The organism is Thiohalocapsa marina (assembly GCF_008632335.1).
GTDB classification, from domain to species: domain Bacteria; phylum Pseudomonadota; class Gammaproteobacteria; order Chromatiales; family Chromatiaceae; genus Thiohalocapsa; species Thiohalocapsa marina.
This window is the reverse complement of the sequence record NZ_VWXX01000004.1, coordinates 127,816-146,460: the sequence shown is the minus strand read 5'-3', so window position 1 is coordinate 146,460 and position 18,645 is coordinate 127,816. Positions and strand designations below refer to the sequence as shown.

The following is an 18,645-nucleotide window of genomic DNA, read 5'->3' as shown; positions in this document are numbered from 1 at the left end:
GAGTCGCTGACCGGGTGAGAATGAATCAGCGTCAACATGGTGGCACTCAAGCCGCAGCGATCAGGCAGGCAATGCCCTGCGCAGCGGGTTATCAGCCGCTGTAGTGGGACCAAGGCGGGATGCTGTTCAGCGGGATCGGGAACGGTCGTCGAATTGCCGCAGCCAGGTCGCGAGCTCGGACGCCGGCAAGGGCCTGGAGTAGAGATAGCCCTGCACCTCATCGCAGCCCATGAACCGCAACTGCGACGCGAGCGTGGCATCCTCGACCCCTTCGGCGATGGTCTTCAGGCGCAGGGTGCGGGCCATCTCGATGATCGCCTGGACGATGGCGCGATCCTCCTGGTTGCCGGCCATGTCGACGATGAAGGAGCGGTCGATCTTGAGCTTGTTGACCTGCAGGCGCTTCAGATAGGCCAGGCTCGAGTAGCCGGTGCCGAAGTCGTCGATGGAGACTTGGATGCCGCGCGTGCGCCAACGCCTGACCAGGTCCAGAATACCCGGCTCGTCGCGCAGCAGCATCGACTCGGTCAGTTCCAGCTCCAGGCAGGCGGGATCGAGCCCGCTGGATGCCAGCGCCGCGTCCACGTCCTGCTCCAGCGATCCCTGGCCGAACTGCACCGCCGAGAGATTGACCGCCACCACCAGACCCGGCCGGCCCCCGGCATGCCAGGCGGCGGCCTGGCGGCAGGCCTCGTTCAGCACCCAGCGCCCCATGGGCACGATCAGCCCGCTACCCTCGGCAACCGGAATGAAATCGCCGGGCATGACCAGGCCATGGCCGGGCCGGTTCCAGCGCAGCAACGCCTCCACACCAACCACCCGCCCCGCTCCCAGCTCGATCTGCGGCTGATAGTGCAGCACCAGCTCTTCGCGCGGCAGGGCCAGCCGCAAGGTATCGCGGGTCTCGACAAAGCGACGCAGCTCGCGGTTCATCTGCGGCTCGTAGAAGCGGTAGCTGCCTTGCCCGGCCTTCTTCGCCTCGGCCAGGGCGGCATCCGCATTGCTCATCAGGGTTTCCGCATCGTCGCCGTCGTCCGGACAGAGGGCGATGCCGATGCAGCAGGAGACGAACAGTTGCGTCTCGCCAACGATGAAGGTCTCGCTGAGACTGGCCAGAATGCGCTCGCAGGTGTCGGTCACCTCCGCCACCGCGCGTTCGGTCTCCAGATCCGCCAGCACCAGCATGAACTCGTCGCCACCCAGCCGGCAGGGGGCATCGGCGCCGCGCAGGTGCGCCGCCAGGCGCTCGGCCACCCGGCGCAGGAGCGTATCCCCCAACTGGTGGTCGTAGCTGTCGTTGAAGTACTTGAACTGATCCAGGTCGAGAAACAGCACGGCCAGGCCGGCGTGGTGGCGTCTGGCGGCATGGATGTCGCGTTCCAGACGATCGCGGCCGAGCACGCGGTTGGGCAGGCCGGTGAGGGCGTCGTGATAGGCCAGATAGTCGACCCGCTCCTGCGCCTGCTTGCGCTCGGTGAGGTCCACCAGGACCGCATGCACCTCGGTGCGACCGTTCTGCCGCATGGGCGTCAGCATTACCTGCAGCACACCCGGCTCCCCGTCGGCGCGAAGGAATGCCCATTCCAGGTCATACCGACCCTGCTCGCAGGCCAGGCGCAGCATCTCCGAGGCCTTGTCCGCCGAGGCGCGGCCGTCCGGCTGCAACGGCGGCGAGAAGTCCTCCGGCACGCGTCCAAGCAACTGCTCCATGCGTGAAAGGCGCAGCAGCTCGAGGGCCGCGCGATTGGCGCCGGTCACGCGCCGCCCCTTGAACAGCACCATGGCCTGGCGCGCGTCCTCGAACAACCGCCGGAAGCGCTCCTCGCTCTCGCGCAAGGCGGCGTTGGCGGCCTGCATCTCGGCGGTGCGCGCATCCACCTTGCGCTCGAGCTCGCTGTTGAGCGAGCGCAACGCATCCTCCAGCGCGCGCCGCTCGGTGATGTCCCGGGCCAGACCGGCATAGCGCCGCACCACACCGTCGGCGTCGCGGATCGGAAAGCCGCGGTCCCAGATCCAGCGCAGGCTGCCGTCGGGGCGCCGAATGCGATACTCGTGCTCGTAGGGCTCGCCACGCCGATGCCCGGCCAGCGCCTCGAGCAAGGCCGGGCAGTCATCGGGATGCACGGCCTCGAGAAAGGCTTCCGCGCGGGCATAGAGCTCGGTCATTGGGCGCTGCCAGATGCGCTCGTAGGCGGGGCTGGCGTAGAGGATGCGGCTGATGTCGGTGTCACTGAGCCAGAAGAAGTCCTCGATGTGCTCAGTGATCAGGCGCAGCTGCTGCTCGCGCTCCGCAAGCGCCGCCCGCGTGACCGACAGACGCCGGTTGCGCAACAGCATGATCGCCAGCATGAGCAGCGCAACGAGCGCCACTTGCCAGACCAGACCATCGTCGGTCAGCGATGATGAAGGCACTCGGCGATCACCCAGCGTCGCGAAAGTAATCGCCAAAGATCGAAGCGAACAGCTCCGGCTGCTCCAGGTTCATGGAATGGCCGACCCCGGCGAAGCGCTCGAGGCGGGCATTGGGCAGGTGCTCGGCCATGAGGGTCATGTGCGCCGAGGGAATCCACTGGTCCTGCTCGCCGTAGAGGATCAGGTGCTCCTGGGTCATCTCAGGCATGCGCCCGGCCAGGTCTCCTGAGCGCCACTCCTGTTCGAGATTGCGCGGCGTGCCGAACCAGATGCCGTCGGACAGCAGGCGGGTCTTGTCGACGAGCAGCTCGAACAGCGCGCGCTGGGCGGCATCGGCCGACTCCGAGAAGACCGGCATCTGCCCGGTGCCCAGGGTCTCGGGCCGAAACAGCGTTGGCGCAGCCGTGGCGAGACCGGCGAAGCAGATATCCCGCTCCAGCTTCATGGCGATCAGGGCATCGAGCTGCGCCGGGTGAAGCTCGAGCCCGAGGGGGCTGACCGGATCGAGCATCAGTACCCTGCGAAAGCGCTCCGGCGCCATGGTCAGCATGTATGAGACGATGATGCCGCCGGTGGAGTGGCCGTAGAGGTGACAGGACTCGATGCCCAGGGCATCCAGCAGTGCCAGCTGGTCGGCCGCGTGCGTCGCCATGCTGTAGTTGGAAAAATCCGCCGCCGGCTCCGGCTTGTCGGACGCACCGCAGCCCCGCCATTCACTCGCGATGACACGGATGCCGAGGGGCAACAACGGCATGGCCAGATCCAGCCAGTGAGCACAGCCCAGATTGCCGTGAACGGCGAGCACAACGCTGTCTCCGCCGCCGTGCTCGAGGTAGTTGAGTGCGATGTTTCCGGCCCGAATGCGTGGCACCTGCCTCTCCCCTGACTGATCAGAATCCGGTCTTGCCGCTTAGCTGAAAACCGGTCTTGCTGCTTTGGCTCGCCCAGGGTATTACCCGGCAGTTCCACAGTCCGAAGTGAGCTGATGGCAATTATTAGTTAGCTCTCGGCAACAATCGTCGCGAGCCGGCCCCCCAGGCGCTGGCCTCAGGGCAGAATAGCCTTATCAAGAACCGGGCACCGCCGAGCGCGCTGCACAGACGCCTCGCTTTTCAAGGCAACATCCATGGCCAATCCTGAATCACCTTCCACGCCCGTCGCGGGCGCCGATCATGCGCCGGTTTCGGTGGACCTGGCCCTTCAGGGCGGAGGCGCCCATGGCGCCTTCGCCTGGGGGGTCATGGACCGGCTCCTGCAGGAGCCCTGGCTCGCGGTCGAGGCCATCTCCGGCACTTCGGCCGGGGCCATGAACGCGGCCGTCATGAGCGACGGCTATGCCGCGGGCGGACCAGAAGGCGCGCGGGTCGCTCTGGAGCGCTTCTGGCGACGTGTCTCCGAGGCCGCGCTGCTGAGCCCGCTGCGCCGCAGCCCGCTGGATATCCTCATGGACCAGTGGACCATGGACAACTCCCCGGCCTTCGTCGCCATGGACCTGGCCTCGCGCCTGTTCTCACCCTATGATCTGAGCCCCACCGACTTCAATCCGCTGCGCAGCGTGCTGGCCGAGTCGATCGATTTCGCCCGCCTGGCCGGCTCCCCGGTGAAGGTCTTCGTCACGGCGACGAATGTGCGCACGGGCCGCCCGCGGGTGTTCCGCAATGCCGAGCTGACGCCGGACGCCCTGCTCGCCTCGGCCTGTCTGCCGATGATGTTCCGGGCCATCGAGATCGACGGCGAGGCCTACTGGGACGGCGGCTTCTCCGGTAATCCGACCATCTCGCCGCTGGTGCGCGAGTCCGATGCCCACGACACCATCCTGATTCAGATCAACCCGGTGGAGCGCCCCGGCACGCCGCGCTCGGCCCGGGACATCCTCAACCGCGAGAACGAGATCGCCTTCAACGCGCCGCTGCTCAAGGAGCTGCGCATGATCGCCCTGTTGCGCCGGGTGGCCGATGCCGGCGATTGCGAGGGGGCGCGCTGGGCGGCCATGCGGCTGCACCGGATCGCCAGTCCGGCGATGCTCGATCTCGGCTACTCCTCGAAGCTCAATGCCGAGTGGGCCTTCTTTCTGATGCTGCGCGACGAGGGCCGGCGCTGCGCCGAGACCTTCCTGCAACAGCACGGCGCCGACCTGGGGCAGCGCGGCAGTTTCGATCTGAACTACCTGCTCGAGGAGAACTGACCGCAATGGGTTTTATCATCAAGGCTTTGGGGCTCATCGGCATCCTCCTTTGGCTCGGACTCTCCTTCTTCACCGACACCATGGGATCGGCAATGGGCTTGCTCGGCATCCTGCTGGGGCTTGCGCTCCTCGTCGCCCTGGCCTACCGCGGCTGGAGCATCCTGCTGCTGGCCCCGGCCGCGGCGCTGGTGGCGGCCCTGTTCGCCGGCGAGCCGCTGCTGGCGCACTGGACCCAGACCTTCATGGGCGCCGCGGCGGGCTTCGTGGCGCAGTTCTTCCCCATCTTTCTGCTCGGCGCCCTGTTCGGCAAGCTCATGGAGGACAGCGGCTCGGTGCAGTCGGTGGCCCGATTCATGGGCAATCGGCTCGGGACGCGCCGCGCCATCCTGGCAGTGGTGCTGGCGGGCGCGATGGTGACCTACGGCGGCGTGAGCCTGTTCGTGGCCATCTTCGTGCTTGTGCCCATGGCACAATCCCTGTTCCGCGATGCGAACATCCCGCGGCGGCTGATCCCGGGGACCGTTGCCCTCGGCACCTTCACCTTCACCATGACGGCGCTGCCGGGCACCCCGGCCGTGCAGAATGCGATTCCCATGCCCTATCTCGGCACCACGCCCTTTGCCGCACCCGGGCTGGGCCTGATCGCCGCCCTGATCATGCTGTTGTTCGGCCTCTGGTGGCTGAGCCTGGCCGAGGCGCGCGCCCGCCGCGGCGGCATCGGCTATGACGGCCTGCCGGCCCTGGCGCCGGCCCGGACTTCGGCCCTGACTTCGGACCGGACCCCGGCCGCAGCGTCGGTGTCGGCAGCCGACCCCGAGACCATCGCCGATCAGGCCGCCGAGGATACCCTGGTGCGCACCCGCGCCACGGTCGCGAGCAGCTTCGATCCGCCCGAGGTCCACGGCGGCGAGGTCAGCCGGGAGCTGCCCTCGGCCCTGGTCGCCTTTCTGCCGCTGATCGTGGTGGTGGCCGTGAACCTGAGCATGAGCTTCCTGGTGCTGCCCAGGCTGGATCTCGGCTTTTTGGGAGAGGACCGCTGGGGGCCCACCTCGCCGGCGGCGGTCAGCGGTATCTGGTCAGTGATCGTCGCGCTGCTGTCCGCCATCCTGACCCTGCTCGCGCTCAACTGGAAGCGCCTGACCAGCCTGCGCGACAGCGTCGACGCCGGCCTGAACGCATCGGTCCTGCCGGTGGTCAGCGTGGCCTGCCTGGTGGGCTTCGGCGCCGTGGTGGCCGCCCTGCCGGCCTTCGAGATGGTGCGCGACTGGGTGCTGGGCATCGAGGGTGGTCCGCTGGTCTCGCTGGCCGTGTCCACCAACATCCTGGCCGCGCTCACCGGCTCCGCCTCCGGCGGCCTCACCATCGCCCTGCAGGCCCTGGGCCCAACCTACCTGCAGCTGGCCAGCGAGCTCGGCATCGACCCGGGCCTGATGCACCGCGTCGCGGTGATCGGTGCCGGCACCCTGGACACCCTGCCGCACAACGGCGCCGTGGTCACCCTGCTTGCGGTCTGTGGCGCCACCCACAAGGAGAGCTATCTGGACATCGTGATGGTGGCCATCGTCGGCGGCCTTGTGGCCTTGGCTGGCATCATCGTGCTCGGGACCCTGTTCGGTTCTTTCTGATCCGGAATGAAAATGCTGGCATGAATCTGAAACTAAGCCGCCAGCCACCAGCCGCCGGCGCTGCAAGTTCAGGCGCTTGGCTGGTTTTTTGCGGATCGGCTGCGAAACAGGGCGTTCAGCTGGTTGCGGGCGGATGACTGCTCTTTCTAAGATGATGCACCTGGATGGCGACAACGCCAGGCCCGCGCCCATAGTCTCCTGCCTCGAAGCCTGAGCGAGGCGGGTGACCGGGCCGACGCAGGCCTTCAAGAACACCGGCGACTGTCTGCAATGCTGTCAATCGGCGCGATGCGCCAGAAGCAAGAGGCTTGATCATGAAACAACTCCTTGGCTTGTCGGTCGTCATCCTGGCGATGGGGCTGGGTGGATGCGACCAGCCCGAGATGGCCGCGCCGATCAGTCTGCCGCCGCCATCGGTCGGGGTGGCGGCCGCGACCCTGCGCGAGGTGACGCCGAGCATGGAATTCGTCGGCCGCGTCGAGGCCATGGACGCAGTGGACCTGGTGGCCCGGGTCAACGGCTTTCTGCTGAACCGCGCCTTCGACGAGGGCGCCACGGTCGAAGAAGGTGATCTGCTCTTCCGCATCGAGCGCGAACCCTTCGAGGCGGCGCTCGCGGCGCGACGTGCCGACGTGGAGCGCACCGAGGCGACCCTGCTCAACGCGCGCCTGCAGCGCGAGCGCATCGAGCCCCTGGTGCCCCGCGGCGGCGCCACCCAGGCGCAGCTCGATCAGGCCATCGCCGCCCAGCAGGAGGCCACCGCCGCGCGCAGCGCCGCGCTGGCGGCCCAGCAGCAGGCCGAGATCGACCTCGGCTACACCGAGATCCGCGCCCCCTTCGACGGGCGCATCGGTCGGGCCAGCTTCGCCGAGGGCGCCGTGGTCGGCCCCGGCTCCGGCCCCCTGGCGCGGCTGGTGCGCATCGATCCCATCTTCGTCAACATCCCCATCACCGACCGCGCCATGCTGGCCTTTCGCCAGACCCAGAACGACAACTTCGCGCCCTATCTGCGGCTCGCCGACGGCAGCCTGCTGGATGAGCCCGGCCGCTTCGAGTTCTCCGACCCCGAGGTGGACGTGACCACGGACACCGTGCGCGTGCGCGCCCGCTTCGACAATGCCGACGGGGTGCTGCTGCCCGGTCAGTTCGTCACCGTGATCGTGCGCGCCACCGAGCCCGAGCAGGCGCTGGTGATCCCGCAGGTGGCCGTGCAGCAGGATCAGGCCGGCCGCCTGGTGCTGACCCTGGACGAGGAAAACCGGGTGCAGGTCACGCGCGTCGACCTCGGCGAGCGCATCGATGCCGACTGGGTGGTGCGCGAGGGCCTGCAGGCCGGCCAGCAGGTGATTGTCGAGGGCATCCAGAAGGCGCGTCCGGGCATGATCGTGCAGCCCCAGATGCAACCGCAGTCGTCCGCGATCCACCAAGGGGACTGACTCGATGTTCTCAGCCTTCTTCATCGACCGCGCCCGCTTCGCGATGGTGATCTCGCTGGTGATCATCATCGCCGGCATCATCGCCTCGCGCGTGCTGCCCGTGGCCCAGTTCCCGGACATCGTCCCGCCCCAGGTCTCGGTGCAGGCCTTCTATCCCGGCGCCAACGCCGAAATCGTCGCCGAGACGGTGGCCGCGCCCATCGAGTCCGAGGTCAACGGCGTCGACGACATGCTCTACATGACGTCCACCAGCGACAACTCGGGCCGTTACCGCCTCGACGTGACCTTTGCCGTCGGCACCGACCCGGACATCGCCGCGGTGAACGTGCAGAACCGCGTCGCCCTCGCCCAGCCGACCCTGCCCATCGAGGTGGTGCAGCAGGGCGTGTCGGTACGCAAGCAGTCCACCAACATGCTGCTGACGGTGAATCTGCTCTCGCCCAACGGCAGCTTCGACCGGCTGTTCCTCTCCAACTACATGGAGATCAACATCCGCGACGCCCTTGCGCGCCTGCCCGGCGTCGGCGATGCCAGCCAGTTCGGTCCGCTGGACTACGCCATGCGCATCTGGCTCGACCCGCAGCGCATGACCTCGCTCGGGGTCAGCGAGGCCGAGGTGGTGGACGCCATCCGCCGGCAGAACCTGCAGGCCGCCGCGGGCCGGCTCGGCGCGCCGCCGGACAACGCGGGCCGGGCCTTCACCTACACCCTGCAGGCCAAGGGCCGCCTGACCACACCCGAGGAGTTCGAGCGCATCCTGGTGCGCACCAATCCGGACGGCTCGACCATTCGGCTGGCCGATGTTGCCCGGCTGGAACTCGGCGCCCAGACCTACGACGCCGATGCCTGGATCGACGGCGTGCCCACCGCGGCCCTGGGCATCTATCTGTCCCCGGGCGCCAATGCCCTGGAGACGGCCGATCGGGTCTACGCCACCCTCGATCAGCTCGCGGAGCGCTTCCCCGAGGATCTCGAGTACGACATCTACTACGACACCACGGACTTTGTGCGCATCAGCATGCGCAACGTGGTCATCACATTGCTGCAGGCCCTGGCCCTGGTCATCCTGGTGACCTATGTCTTCCTCGGCGACTGGCGCTCCACTCTGGTGCCCGTGCTGGCCATCCCGGGCTCGATCATCGGCACCTTCGCCATCCTGCTCGCCGCCGGTCTGTCCATCAACACCGTCTCCATGTTCGCCCTGATCCTCGCCATCGGCATCGTCGTGGATGACGCCATCGTGGTGGTGGAGAACACCCAGCGCCTGATCGACGAGGAGAAGCTCAGCGCCAAGGAGGCGGCCAAGCGCGCCATGCAGCAGGTGACGGGCCCCGTCATCGCCACCACCCTGGTGCTCTACGCGGTGTTCGTGCCCACGGCCTTCCTGCCCGGCATCACGGGCCAGCTCTATCTGCAGTTCGCCGTGACCATCTCGGTGGCCGTGACCCTGTCCTCGATCATCGCCCTGACCCTGAGCCCGGCCCTGTGCGGCCTGCTGTTGCGGCCCTCGCGCGAGCCGCGTGGACCGCTGCGCTGGTTCTTCAACTTTCTGGACTGGAGCCGCAACGGCTATGCTCGCGCCGTGACCCTGCTCGGGCGGCGCTCCTTCATCGCCGTGCTTATCATCGTCGCGGCGGGCGCCGGCACCTACTGGATGTTCCAGAAGATCCCCACCGGCTTCATCCCGAGCGAGGACACCGGCTACTTCTTCATCGACGTCTCCCTGCCGGACGCCTCGTCCATCTCGCGGACCGGGGAGGTGCTGGACCAGGTGCAGGAGATGCTCGCCGCGGAGGAAGAGATCGACCACGTGCTCACGGTGGCCGGTTTCAGCCTGCTCGCCGGCGTGCGCTCCAGCGGCGGCCTGGCCATCGCCGTGCTCAAGCACTGGGACGACCGGCCTGGGGCGCAGAGCACCTCGGAGGCCGTGCTCGCGCGCGTGCAGCCCAGGCTCTTGGCCATCCCGCAGGCAACGGTGTTCGCCTTCGCCGCGCCGCCCATCCAGGGCCTGGGTACCGCCGGCGGCATCGAGATGGAGCTGCTCGACCTCGCCGGACGGCCGCCGGAGGAGCTGGCCCAGGCGTTGCAGGGCTTCATCATCCACGCCAACGAGAGCCCGGGCATCCAGCGCGCCTTCTCCACCTTCAGCGCGCGCACGCCGCAGCTGTTCCTGGACATCGATCGCGAGAAGGCCGAGACGCTCGGCGTGCGCCTGTCGGACCTGTTCCTGACCCTGCAGTCGAATCTGGGCGCGCTCTACGTCAACGACTTCAACCTGTTCGGGCGCACCTTCCGCGTCTTCGTGCAGGCGGACGCGCCCTTCCGCATGACCCCGGAGGACCTGACGCGGCTGCATGTGCGCAACAACCGCGGCCAGATGGTGCCGTTGCAGTCTCTGGTGACGCTGGAGCCCATCCTGGGGCCGGAGAGCACGCGGCGCTTCAACATGTTCCGCGCCGCCAGCGTGAATGTGACGCCCGTCGGCAGCACCGGCGAGGGCATCGGCGTCCTGCGCGACATCGAGCAGAACCAGTTGCCGCCCGGCTTCGCCATCGACTGGAGCGGCACCACCTTCCAGGAGGTCGAGGCCGGCGGCGAGGCGGCCGTGGTGCTGGCCCTGGCGCTGCTGTTCGTCTATCTGTTCCTGGTCGCCCAGTACGAGAGCTGGACGGTGCCGGTGTCGGTCATCCTGTCGGTGGTCATCGCCGGCGCCGGCGGACTCGCGGCCACCTGGATGCTCGGACTCGACAACAACGTCTACACCCAGATCGGTCTGGTCATGCTGATCGGACTCGCGAGCAAGAACGCCATCCTGATCGTGGAGTTCGCCAAGCAGTTGCGTGAGGAGGGTCGGCCGATCCAGCAGGCCGCCGCGGACGCCGCGCGCATCCGCTACCGCGCCGTGCTCATGACCGCGGTGAGCTTCATCCTCGGCATGCTGCCGCTGCTGCTCGCCACCGGCGCCGGCGCCGTGAGCCAGTTCGCCCTGGGCGTGGTGGTCTTCGGCGGCATGGTCGCGGCGACCTTCATCGGCATCATCGTCATCCCGCCGCTCTATGTCTTCGTCCAGGGCCTGCGCGAGCGGGTCCGCAAGACCCCGCAGGCCCCGAACGCGTCCACGTCGCTCTAGGGAGACACGGATTGATTGGCCTCCCTGATCCGATCCAGGCCAAAAATCGGCATGCGATTCGAAAACGCGGTTTCCGAATCGCTGCATTGTCAGCGGCGTGCGCCGCTAAAAATCGCGGGGCCTCCTGCCCCGCACGGGAAATGCTGAATCAATCAGCATGTCTCTAACAACCCAACAGGACTGTCCATGCTGCATCTCGATTTGCTGACGCCCGATGAACTCAAGGCCCTGGTGGCGATCCTGCGTTACGCCGTCTGATAGGAGGGGACCATGATCGAGTTGCGGATGTTTCGCGTCGACCCACGAAATCCTTTTTTCAGGAGGTCGAATCCACAGGGACGCTGGCTCGGTCTGGGCCTTGCGACCGTGCTGGTCGCCGGCCCCGTCGGCTCCGCATCGGCGGCGGCCGTCTCGCTGGCGGAATGCGCGGCCATCGGCGGCGATCAGGCTCGTCTGGCCTGCTATGATCGCCTCAGCGGACACCAGCCGGTGGCCGCAGCCCGTGCGGACAGCGTCGCGTCCGAGGCCATGGAGGCCCCGGTGGCGGCGTCCGCTGCCCCGCCTCAGGGGCAGTACGGCGGCCAATACGGCACCCAAAATGGTGGTCAGGCGGGCGGACCGACCGTGGCCGCGTCTGAGCCTTCGTTGCTGGATCGGGCCTGGGGCTTCGACCCGGACTCCGAGCGCTACAAGATCGCGCTCTACCAGCCGAACTACCTGCTGTTCGCCAACTACACCGACAACATCAACGCTGCACCCTTCCAGAAGGTGTTCACCGCCCTGAGCGGCGAGGAGGAGGACCTGGACTCCGTCGAGGCCCGGTTCCAGATCAGCTTCAAGTTCCGCATGTGGGCATCGGAGGATCACCGCTGGGGTATCTGGGCTGCCTATACCCAGACCAGCATGTGGCAGGTGTACAACGACGACATCTCCAGCCCCTTCCGCGACACCAACTACATGCCAGAGCTGATGCTGAGCTTTCGCCCCGGCCTGAGCTTTGCCGGCTTCGACTGGAATCTGCTCAACGTCGGCTACGCTCACCAGTCCAACGGGCGCTCCGATCCCATTTCCCGCAGCTGGGACCGGCTGATTGCGTCCATCGGCATCGAGCGAGGAAATTTTGCCCTCGTGCTGCGGCCCTGGGTGCGCATCGATGATGAGGACTCGGATGACGACAATCCGGACATCACCGACTACATGGGCTACGGCGACATCACCGCTTACTACAAGTGGCGCGGCCACAGCTTCTCGCTGATGGGCCGCGGCAATCCCGACACCGGCAAGGGAACCGCTGAGCTGACCTGGATGACACCGAAGCTGGTGGGTCCGGTGCGCCTCTATGTGCGCGGCACCAGCGGCTACGGCGACACGATGATCGACTACAACTGGCGCCAGAACACCGTCGGTATCGGCGTGGCCCTGAACGACGCGCTGTAACGACAGTCTGTCACTCGAACCGCAAAGAAGCATGAGACCGGCTTCTCTGCGTGCCTTGCGGCCTTGCGGTGGAACCTCGGGTCAGAACGGCATCAGCCAGGGTACCAGGATCACGCTGGTCGACATGGCCGCCGACACCAGCGTGTCGGCGGCCATGTCGACGCCGGCAGTCGGCGCTACTTCGACAGCAACGGGATCGGCCTGCGGGAACTGGCACCGATGGCGACGGCCTCGTACCTGATCGAGTAACAGGACACCAGCGGCGGATCCAGGGCCAGCTTGATCGTCGAAGGGTCCGCTGAGGAACGCATCGACCGCCGCATCATCGAGGACATCATGGGCGGGCGCTCGGGGTTGTCGTGCAAGAAACTGAAGGTTGTTGGCTAGGGTTCGGCCCTGGTCTCCGACATGCTCTCCGCCTTGATCTCGGGGCCGAGCAGGATGGCAATGGGCCGGGTTTGCGGGCTGGCGTCCAGGGCGATGATGACCGCCATGGTCAGCGGCACGGACAGAAACACGCCGACGGTGCCGAACAGCCAGCCCCAGAACATCAGCGACAGGAACACCACCAGGGAGGAAATGCCCAGCCCGTGGCCCATGACACGGGGCTCGATGATGTTGCCGATGCCCACGTTGACAATCATGTAACCCAGGGCCGTGAGCATGGCGGTCTGCAGGTCCGCCTGCACCAGTGCCAGCAGGATCGCCGGTATGCCCATGATCCAGCTGCCGATCACCGGCACGAAGTTCAGCAGGAACGCCAGCAGCACCCAGATAACGATGAAGTCCAGGTCCAGCAGCCACAGCCAGATGCCGATCAGCAGCGCGGTACCCAGGCTGGTCAGGGCCTTGATCAGCATGTAGCGGTTGACCAGCCCGACCAGCTTGATCAGCCGCTGCTGACCCTGTTCCGGCAGGTTGAACGCGGCCCGCAGCTTGGCCGGCAGTGACGGCGCCTCAAGCAGGATGAAGACGGTCGCCAGCAGCACCAGCAAGCCGTTGCCCACCAGGCTGCCGGCGTTGGTCAGCATCAGGCGCACCAGGCCGTTGACCCGATCCGGGTCGAGCAGGTCCGGGATCGCCGCGCGCGAGCCCTCCACGCCCAGTCCCTCCAGCCAGGAACCCAGATTCTCGCTCAGGGCCAAGAACCGCTCCTGGTAGGTCGGCATGCTGTCGCGGAAACCCTCCAGGGCGCCGGTGGACAGCACCGCGAGCAGGCTGCCGATCTCCACCAGGACGAACACCACCAGCGCCAGCGCCAGCCACTTGGGCAGGCCGCGACGGCGCATCCAGCGCAACGGAGGGGTAGCGATGACGGCGATGAACACTGCCAGCAGCACCGGCGTCAGCAGCGACGCGGCATGCTGCAGCACGATGATCAGCACAGCGATGGCGGCGGCGACGATGAGCCCCCGGGCCGGGGCTGAGAAACTCGCGGGCAGGCTCATGCGGGTGCGCTCCACGCTGGGGTGGTGGTGACGGCGGCGGTTCTGACTGATTCTATCCGCCGGTGACTGTCGGCGACAAGGCGTGCGTGCGGTGCCAATGGCGAACAGGCCCCGGTATACTCGGATCCCATGTCGCGATCACGGGCCGATCTCCGGCACGCTGACGTCCCGATCTCGATACCGCTTCGATCTCGCTCCAATCCCCGTTTCACCCGCTCCCCTTTCAATCCTCAATTTCAGTACGGCCCGCCCATGACCACGCGCACATCCATCCAGACCCTTCCATCTCTGTTGCTTCCACTGTTGTTGCTCGGCCTGTCGATGGCGAGTGCCGAGGTCCGTGCCGAAGCCGTTACCGAAGCCGGGTCGGATGCGGGCGCGACAGCGGCGTCTGCACCCGCGGGGCCTGCATCCGCCGAGGACGCTGGCGGCCGCGTGGATGCCGGCCCGGATGGCGGCCCGGATGCCGGTTCTGACGTTGGCTTCGAACTCGGCTTCGACCCGGCGGCAGTGGGCCTGCGCGGGTTTGACGCCAGCGCTATCGGGTCCGAAGACTTCGCTGCGCTGCTGGCCCTGATCGACCGACGCATCGCCGACATCGAGGCCGACCAGCAGGCCGCCGAGACCACAAGCGAGCCGGCAGCGGAAGCGGCGCCGGTCACTGCCCCGGCGGTGGATCCCCGACTCGGCCTGTTGCGGGAACTGCGCGCCGCGGTGCAGCGGGAGTCCATGCTGATGGTGCGCATCCAGGAGATCGACGCGCGTGTGCGCGAGGTGGAGACCGCACTGGAGGCGCTGCGGGCCGGAGGGGAGTCGGCCATTGCCGCCGATCTGGGTGCCGAGCCGCCTTACAGCCTGCCCTTCTTCGATCACTTGCGGGCCAAGCGCGACATCGCCGAGCTGGCCCGTAACGATGCCGTGCGTCTGCGCACCCAGGCGGAGCGGCGGCTGGAGGCCGCAGAACAGGATCTGGAGAATGCGGTGCGGGCCCGGCGGCAGGCGCGCGACCAGCTGGCTGCGGCCAGCGATGCCGCCGAGCGCCCGTCACTGGAGCGTGCGCTGGAACTGGCGCGCCTGACGGTGCTGGTGGCGCTGCAGCGCCGCGAGGCGGCAGAAGGCGGGCTGGCCCTGGCCCGGCGCGAGCAGGCCCTGGCGGCCGGACAGCTGGCGCGGCTGGAGGCCGGTGCCGAGTACGTGGCCACGGATGTGTTCTTCAGCCCCGCGGTGCGCGACGAACTGCTGGCAGAGTTGCAGGCGCGAGAGGATGAACTGCGGGCGCAGATCGAGGCGCGGGTGGCCGCCGGCGACGCCGCCGAGCTGGCCCTGTTCAGCGCCCGCAGACAGCGTGAGCAGGCCGCTGACAGCGAGGCCGAGTCGCTGGCCGAGGCCCGGCTGTTGGCGCGTGAGGCGGAGCTGGCCGCCGCGCGCCGGGGGGCGGACTATCTGCACCAGGCGGCGACCTTGGCCAACGCCGTCCGCACCCTGCTCGAACGCCGCTTCGCTGTGTTCCAGGGCGAGACCCCGGAGCACTGGTCGGCCTGGCTGCGCGACACCAGCGCCCTGATCGAGCGCCTGACCGAGGAGGTGGCCTTCGCCCAGGCCGAGCTCGACGGCCTGCGCGCCAAGCAACTGACGCTGGAACGGCGCGTCGCCAGGGGCGATGAGGTTGCCGGGATCGAGCGCGCCGTCCAGGACCGGATCGCCGCCCTGAAGACCCAGGAGCAGGATGCGCGGGAACTGCTGGCGGCCATGACCCAGGCCCTGTCGATCGCCCGCCGGCTGCACGAACAGCTTGATCGCTCGGTGAGCCAGCGCACCCTGCAGCAACGCATCGACGGCCTGAAGGCCGACCTGGACCTGCTCTGGCAGCGCGAGCTGTTCGTGTTCCAGGACCACGGTATCCATACCCGTGATCTGGTGGCCGGCGCCCTGGTCTTCGTGCTGGTGCTGATGGCGGTCTCGTCACTGCGGCTGCTATTGCGCCGCCGTCTGCTGCCCCGGCTGGCCCAGTACAGCGATCCGGGCGGGCGCAGCTCCCGGGCGTTGGTGCTGGCGCTGATCAGGAACACGCACCCGCTGTTCGTGCTGATCGTGGCCTTCTACGCCGCCATGACCGTGTCCGGCCTGGCGCAGGGACAGATCCGGCTCTGGCTGGGCACGTTGCTGGTGATCGCCCTCTACATCCAGGTCGGGCTCTGGGCCACCGCGGCGCTGGTGGACTTCGTGCAGCGCCAGCGCAGCAAGAAGGAGCAGCTCGACCCCTCCGCCGTTACCGGCTACGGTCTGTTGCAGTTCTTCCTGCGTGTGGGCGTCTGGCTGGTGGTGGTGGTGTCGATCCTGGCCTATTTCCAGTACCCGGTGGCCGGACTGATCGGCGCCCTGGGCGTCGGCGGCATCGCCGTGGCCTTTGCGGTGCAGAACATCCTGTCCGATGTGTTCCACTCCATGGCCATCATCCTGGACAAGCCGTTCAAGGTGGGCGACTTCGTCGTTGCCGGCGACACCGTGGGCGTCATCGACAACATCGGCGTCAAGACCACCCGCATCCGCAGCCTGTCGGGTGAGCGAGTGGTCATGTCCAACACCAATCTGCTGGGCAGCACCATTCGCAACTTCAAGCACATGCACGAGCGTCGTGTGGTGTTCAAGGTTCGCGTGGCCTACCAGACCAGCGCCGACCAGCTGGAGATGATCCCGAAGATGGTGGAGGAGATCATCTGCGCCCAGCCGACCACGCGCTTCGATCGCGCCCACCTGTTTGCGTTTGGCGACTACAGCTTCGAGTTCGAGGTGGTCTACTACGTGCTCGGCGCCGACTATACGGTGTACATGGACCGACAACAAGCGATCAACCTGGCGCTGTATCGGCAACTGCAGGCCCAGGGCATCGAGCTGGCCTACCCAGCGCAGAAGCTGTTCCTGACCCGCACAGATGGCGCAGCGGACCCGCGGTTGTCGTCAGTCTGAGCCAGCTTGTGACGCGGCTCATGACCGGGCCGGCCTCAATCCAGCGGCTCGGAGACGTCGTCCTCGGGTTCCATCAGGCTCTGGAAGCGTTCGACCGTCTCGGCGGCGATGTCGGTCTTGCCGAAGCGGGCGATGTGAAACAGCGCCTCGCCCTCGGTGACCAGCGGCAGGTTGACCCGGCCGATGACGATGCCGCTGGCCGGTGACGGCACCGGATCCTCCTGCTGGCTGAAGGGATCGGCCACCACGGCGAGGCTCTCGCCCTTCTGCACACGGGCGCCCAGGGGTTTCAGAAAGCGCAGCATGCCGCTCTGGTGCGCCCGGGCCCAGGTGCTCGAGCGCGCCACCACCGGCTGGTGCAGGACCTGGCGGTGGCGCCGGGAGCCCTCGCGGATCATGCCCAGCAGGCGCATCACGTTGAGGATGCCGCGCACGCCGGCACGGATGCTCAGTTCGTCGAATCGCAACGCCTCGCCGGCCTCGTAGACCAGCACCGGCACCCCCTGGGCGGCGGCCTCGCCGCGCAGTGAGCCGTCGCGCAGGTCGGCATTGAGCATCACCGGCGCGCCGAAGGCGCGGGCCAGCGCCAGCATGCCGGGCTCGTCGAGTTGCGCGCGAATCTGGGGCAGGTTCTCGCGATGGGCGGCGCCGGTATGCAGGTCGATGCCCAGATCGCTGTCGGCGACCACTTCGGCCATCAGCGCCGCCGCCAGGCGACCGGCCAGGGAACCGCTTTCGGAGCCCGGAAAACTGCGGTTCAGGTCGCGCCGGTCCGGCAGGTAGCGAGAGTGGCGCACGAAGCCATAGACATTGACCACGGGCACCGCCAGCAGGGTGCCGCGCAGGCCCCTGAGCGCCGGGCTGGCCAGCAGGCGTCGAATGACGGATACGCCGTTGATCTCGTCGCCGTGGATCGCCGCGGTCACGCACAGGCGCGGCCCCGGGCGGCGACCGTGCAGCACGTGCACCGGCAGAAAGACCGCGGTCTGGGTGAACAGGCTCGGCAACGGCAGGTCCACCCGCAGCCGCTGGCCAGCCAGGATCTCCCGGTCGCCGATGCGCAGCGGCGCCGCCCGCGGTTCAGCCCTTGCCACGGGTGCGTGTCTTGCCGGTGCCGGCGTCTTTCTCGATGAAGGCGATCATCAGCCCGGCGATGTCCTTGCCGGTGGCCGCTTCGATGCCTTCCAGCCCGGGCGAGGAGTTCACCTCCATCACTACCGGCCCGTGGTTGGAGCGCAGGATGTCAACGCCGGCGACGTTGAGCCCGACGATGCGGGCCGCGCGCACCGCCGTGGAGCGCTCCTCGGGCGTGATGCGGATCAGGTTGGCGCTGCCGCCGCGGTGCAGGTTGGAGCGGAATTCCCCTTCCTTGGCCTGGCGCCGCATGGCCGCCACCACCCGGTCGCCGATGACGAAGCAGCGGATGTCCGCGCCCCGTGCCTCGGCGATGTACTCCTGCACCAGGATGTTGACCTTGAGCCCCATGAAGGCCTCGATGACGCTCTCGGCGGCCTGATGCGTCTCCGCCAGCACCACGCCGATGCCCTGGGTGCCCTCCAGCAGCTTGATCACCAGCGGGGCGCCGCCGACCATCTTGATCAGGTCCTCGATGTCATCCGGTGCGTGGGCGAAGCCGGTGATGGGCAGGCCGATGCCCTTGCGCGACAGCAGTTGCAGCGAGCGCAGCTTGTCGCGCGAGCGGGTGATGGCCACGGACTCGTTCAGCGGATAGACGCCCATCATCTCGAACTGGCGCAGCACGGCGGTGCCGTAGAAGGTCACCGAGGCGCCAATGCGCGGAATCACGGCATCGAAGCCGGTCAGGTCCTCGCCCCGGTAGTGAATGGACGGGGCGTGCGAGGTGACGTTCATGTAGCAGCGCAAGACGTCGATGACGCGGGCCTCATGGCCGCGAGCGCGGGCGGCTTCCACCAGTCGCCGGGTGGAGTAGAGTCCGGTGTTGCGGGACAGTATGGCGATCTTCATGCGGCTCGCATCCGGTCAG

General features: G+C 67.7%; 11 protein-coding genes. 6 read left to right on the top strand and 5 right to left on the bottom strand.

Features of this window, described 5'->3' with window-relative positions:
* Window positions 1-126: 126 nt before the first annotated feature.
* Together F2Q65_RS04665 and F2Q65_RS04660 are read right to left on the bottom strand one after the other, a co-directional pair.
* A complete protein-coding gene (locus F2Q65_RS04665; RefSeq protein ID WP_150090917.1) occupies window positions 127-2,412 on the bottom strand; it encodes a putative bifunctional diguanylate cyclase/phosphodiesterase in 2,286 nt (761 codons plus the stop codon).
* Window positions 2,413-2,419: 7 nt separating this feature from the next.
* Window positions 2,420-3,283, bottom strand: coding sequence for an alpha/beta fold hydrolase (locus F2Q65_RS04660; RefSeq protein WP_150090915.1), 864 nt, complete (start codon window positions 3,281-3,283; stop codon window positions 2,420-2,422).
* Between the two features lie 255 nt (window positions 3,284-3,538).
* On the opposite strand from F2Q65_RS04660, the gene F2Q65_RS04655 reads away from it, so the two are divergent.
* The 5 genes from F2Q65_RS04655 to F2Q65_RS04635 all read left to right on the top strand — a co-directional run bounded on the left by F2Q65_RS04655 (window position 3,539) and on the right by F2Q65_RS04635 (window position 12,225).
* Window positions 3,539-4,597 carry a patatin-like phospholipase family protein gene (locus tag F2Q65_RS04655; protein ID WP_150090913.1) on the top strand — a complete coding sequence of 353 codons (1,059 nt, stop codon included), beginning with the start codon at window positions 3,539-3,541 and terminating at the stop codon, window positions 4,595-4,597.
* A 92-nt stretch (window positions 4,598-4,689) separates the two neighbouring features.
* The gene (locus tag F2Q65_RS04650) at window positions 4,690-6,222 is read left to right on the top strand and encodes a GntP family permease (protein WP_150091098.1); all 1,533 of its coding nucleotides are present in this window, start codon (window positions 4,690-4,692) and stop codon (window positions 6,220-6,222) included.
* A gap of 314 nt (window positions 6,223-6,536) precedes the next feature.
* Window positions 6,537-7,658 carry an efflux RND transporter periplasmic adaptor subunit gene (locus F2Q65_RS04645; protein ID WP_150090911.1) on the top strand — a complete coding sequence of 374 codons (1,122 nt, stop codon included), beginning with the start codon at window positions 6,537-6,539 and terminating at the stop codon, window positions 7,656-7,658.
* Window positions 7,659-7,662: 4 nt separating this feature from the next.
* Window positions 7,663-10,788 (top strand): efflux RND transporter permease subunit, encoded by a 3,126-nt coding sequence (locus tag F2Q65_RS04640; RefSeq protein ID WP_150090909.1) that lies wholly within the window; start codon window positions 7,663-7,665, stop codon window positions 10,786-10,788.
* 270 nt (window positions 10,789-11,058) lie between these two features.
* Window positions 11,059-12,225 carry a phospholipase A gene (locus F2Q65_RS04635; protein ID WP_246155971.1) on the top strand — a complete coding sequence of 389 codons (1,167 nt, stop codon included), beginning with the start codon at window positions 11,059-11,061 and terminating at the stop codon, window positions 12,223-12,225.
* Window positions 12,226-12,608: 383 nt separating this feature from the next.
* On the opposite strand, the gene F2Q65_RS04630 is transcribed toward F2Q65_RS04635, so the two are convergent.
* The gene (locus tag F2Q65_RS04630; protein ID WP_150090907.1) at window positions 12,609-13,673 is read right to left on the bottom strand and encodes an AI-2E family transporter; all 1,065 of its coding nucleotides are present in this window, start codon (window positions 13,671-13,673) and stop codon (window positions 12,609-12,611) included.
* Between the two features lie 252 nt (window positions 13,674-13,925).
* On the opposite strand from F2Q65_RS04630, the gene F2Q65_RS20150 reads away from it, so the two are divergent.
* A complete protein-coding gene (locus tag F2Q65_RS20150; protein WP_150090905.1) occupies window positions 13,926-16,640 on the top strand; it encodes a mechanosensitive ion channel domain-containing protein in 2,715 nt (904 codons plus the stop codon).
* A gap of 35 nt (window positions 16,641-16,675) precedes the next feature.
* On the opposite strand, the gene F2Q65_RS04620 is transcribed toward F2Q65_RS20150, so the two are convergent.
* Together F2Q65_RS04620 and rimK are read right to left on the bottom strand one after the other, a co-directional pair.
* Window positions 16,676-17,734, bottom strand: coding sequence for a succinylglutamate desuccinylase/aspartoacylase family protein (locus F2Q65_RS04620; protein ID WP_211353946.1), 1,059 nt, complete (start codon window positions 17,732-17,734; stop codon window positions 16,676-16,678).
* Window positions 17,721-18,626, bottom strand: a complete 906-nt coding sequence (gene rimK / locus F2Q65_RS04615) for a 30S ribosomal protein S6--L-glutamate ligase (RefSeq protein WP_150090903.1) — start codon at window positions 18,624-18,626, stop codon at window positions 17,721-17,723. Before rimK ends, F2Q65_RS04620 begins: the two co-directional genes overlap by 14 nt.
* Between the last annotated feature and the right edge of the window lie 19 nt (window positions 18,627-18,645).